This is a genomic window from uncultured Campylobacter sp. (genome assembly GCF_937890585.1).
Classification (GTDB): domain Bacteria; phylum Campylobacterota; class Campylobacteria; order Campylobacterales; family Campylobacteraceae; genus Campylobacter_A.
The window spans coordinates 1-3,021 of sequence record NZ_CALACG010000373.1; the positions used below are offsets into that span (position 1 = coordinate 1).

The 3,021-nt window shown below is 41.9% G+C and carries 3 protein-coding genes; 2 read left to right on the top strand and 1 reads right to left on the bottom strand.

Annotated elements, in window-relative coordinates; all coding sequences use genetic code 11:
* Both Q0296_RS11060 and tpx read left to right on the top strand, forming a co-directional pair.
* On the top strand, nucleotides 1-611 hold a 611-nt coding region (locus Q0296_RS11060; RefSeq protein WP_298040554.1), incomplete at its 5' end, for a PLP-dependent transferase.
* A 9-nt stretch (nucleotides 612-620) separates the two neighbouring features.
* Nucleotides 621-1,151, top strand: a complete 531-nt coding sequence (gene tpx, locus Q0296_RS11065) for a thiol peroxidase (protein WP_298040556.1) — start codon at nucleotides 621-623, stop codon at nucleotides 1,149-1,151.
* A 6-nt stretch (nucleotides 1,152-1,157) separates the two neighbouring features.
* On the opposite strand, the gene Q0296_RS11070 is transcribed toward tpx, so the two are convergent.
* A partial coding sequence (locus tag Q0296_RS11070) for an NERD domain-containing protein (protein ID WP_366939756.1) occupies nucleotides 1,158-3,021 on the bottom strand: 1,864 nt, incomplete at its 5' end.

Sequence of the window (3,021 nt, forward strand, 5' to 3'; positions counted from 1 at the left end):
AAAAAATTGCCAACCACCCTTTGATTGAGGTAGTTCGTGATGAAATTACAGAATTACCGACTGATATTATCACAGTTGTCGCTACTGGTCCCTTGACGAGCGATGCTTTGGCTGAAAAGATAAAATTTGCTAAAAACACGCTTGGTGGCATCATCAGTCCGATGGACGCATACTACCTCATACGTGGGCTTAAAACGCTTAGCGTTAGGTTTGACAGACAAACGCAAAATACCCATAAAATCATCAAATTTTTAGAGAATAATGACGCCGTTAGTGTGGTACATTTCCCTGGCTCATACAGCGAGCAAGAGGCAAAGATGCAAGCGGCTCAAGCAAGCGATATCGGCGCTCTTATCTCATTTGAGCTTGATAAAAAATACGATGTAAATAAATTTGTAAAAGCGCTAGAAATTTTTGATCTAGCAGTGAGCCTTGGTGGCGTAGAGAGCCTTATCTGCAGGCCTGCAACGATGACGCACGAGGCATATCCAAAAGAGGTGCTAGATAAGATCGGCATAAAGCAAAATTTGCTTCGCCTAGCCATTGGCATCGAAAACGTCGATGATCTAATAGCCGACCTTGATCAAGCGTTTAAAAAAGCTAAAAAATAAGGAGAAATCATGGCAACTACAAAATTTAAAGGCAGTGAGGTAAATTTAAGCGGAAATGAGCTATTTGTCGGCTCTTATGCACCTGAAGCAAGAGTCGTAGCGCAAGATCTTAGCGAATTTAGCGTGGGCGGAAACAACGGCATCGAGGTGCTCGTCTGCTTGCCTTCACTTGATACTGGCGTTTGCGCGGCAGAAGCACGTAAATTTAACGAAAAAGTAGCTGGAAAACAAGGCATTAGACTTAGCATCATCTCAAACGACCTGCCATTTGCGATGGGGAGATTTTGCACGACTGAGGGCATAGCAAATTTGCGCGTGGGAAGCGACTTTAGATACGGAGAATTTGCCCAAAACTACGGCATGCTAATGAGTGATGGGGCGCTAAAAGGCTTGCTTGCAAGAGCGATCTTTGTCATCAAAGATGGCGTCATCATCCACAAGCAAATCGTCCCTGAAGTGACAGAGGAGCCAAACTATGACGCCGTTTTTGACACGATAAAACAAAGCGGCGGATGTGGTTGTGGCTGCGGCTGCCATTAAAATTTACTATGCAAAGAGCCCAGCTATGATGGCAAAGAGCTGACTGCCCGCCACCACTAGCTCGGCGCCATCTTTTACGTCCCTTAAAACTGGCTTTATCGAGGCTAGTTTTAGGCTAGACTTTGTTTTTTTATGCTCCTCTGGCTCTGGCATGACTTGGGTCAAATTTGCATTTTTTTTGATGATCTCTACCACCTTTTTTATCTCATCTGGCAAATTTTCATCCAAATTTTTAGGCAGCGAGATATATAAATTTTCGCGACTTCTAGTTAGTAAAACGTAAATTTTCCTATAAAAAAGCGCCCTTTCATTTTTATATATGGTCTGCAAAAACTGCAAAAAGTTGTGGATGATGACATTTTGCGCCTCAAGGCCTTTAATGGACTGTATCGTCAAAACCTCTACATTTTTACCCTCTGGTAAGACGCTCTCTTTTATGGCATTTACAGCGACCTTGCTATTACTTAAAACGACACTTGTTTCGCCATCTGGTAAGGCTTTTATGCACTTTTTAAGCTCCGCAAATTCATCAAGCTCGCCCACTTTTATGCTGCCATCTTGCAAGATACACTGGATGTCTGAGATGAAGTCTTGACTGAGATAAAAGCTCTTTTTGTAGTAGTCGTTTATCGCAGAGTCCTTTTGCAAGATCTCAAATGCGCACCTAGCGATGTTTGAAGGCGTTCGGTAGACGTTTTTTAGGTTTTTCACGCGCCCTCTCATGTCGATCTTTTCAAATTTTGGATGGTGAAAGATGTCGGCGATGTTGTTCATCGTGTATGTGTAAAATTTCTGCGCCTCGTCGATGAAAAATATACAGTCCTTGATCTCTTCGTAGATGACACGCATAAAGCCAGCTGGCATGTCCTGAGTCTCGTCACAAAGGACGTAGTCGATCGGATGCTTTGCAAGGTGGGCTTTAAATTTCGCTCTAAACTCTGCAAGCGCCTCGTCGGTTTCATAAATTTGATACTTTTGGGCGATGTTGGTATTTTCGTCCATACCAAGCTTTACCTCGTCAAATTCTATACGTTTTAGCAGCGACATTATCGGATATACGGCGATATTTTTGTTGATAAATTTATCGCCAAAGCTTGATTTGATATTTTGGGCCAAATTTTTATTAAAGCAAAGCACGAGAAATTTCTCATTTTCGTCACGCTCAAGCCTGTTTGCGACAAAATTTGCAAGTATCATCGTCTTGCCAGTGCCTGCAACGCCCCTGATAACACGAAAGCCACCGGTGTAGCCGTTCATGATACTAAGCTGCTTGTGGTCAAAAAACATCACCTCATCTTTCGTGATTATCGGGATTATCTTTTGTTTTAGCCTGCTTTGATTTACGAGCATTTCTGAAATTTTAAGAAACTCTTTTTTGTTTGGTAGCGTGCTTATAGAGGAGTTAAAAAATTTAGCAAAGATGTTCTCATCTGTGAGATCGTCCTTGAAAAAGGTGTGATTTTTTAAATTTAGATAGCTTGGATTTTTCGCATAAAATTTACTAGCCTCGGCTTTGCTGATGGAGGGGAAAATGACCCTGTACTCGACATTTATAGGCACTTTTTTAAGCACTGACTCTATCTTTGCAAGAAGCATTCTTTGATAAATTTTTACCTGTTCGTAGGGGTTATTTTCGTCTAGTTGCTCAAGATCATCCCAGTTTTTCACCTCTATGACGTAAATTCCAAGTGCTGGATGGAGCAAAAGCAGGTCGATCTCTCTAGATGAGCCAGCAGGATCGTCGATGCTCGCCTTTGGGATGAGATAGTAGTTTTCATCGCCTTTTTGGTTTAAAATTTTACCGATAGCCTCGAGCACATCAGCCTCACCCTGCTCACCTTTAAATATCTTACTAAAAATGCTTTTTATG

Excerpts from the sequence above, each read along its gene's own strand:
- tpx (WP_298040556.1), top strand. The coding sequence starts at position 621 with ATGGCAACTACAAAATTTAAAGGCAGTGAGGTAAATTTAAGCGGAAAT.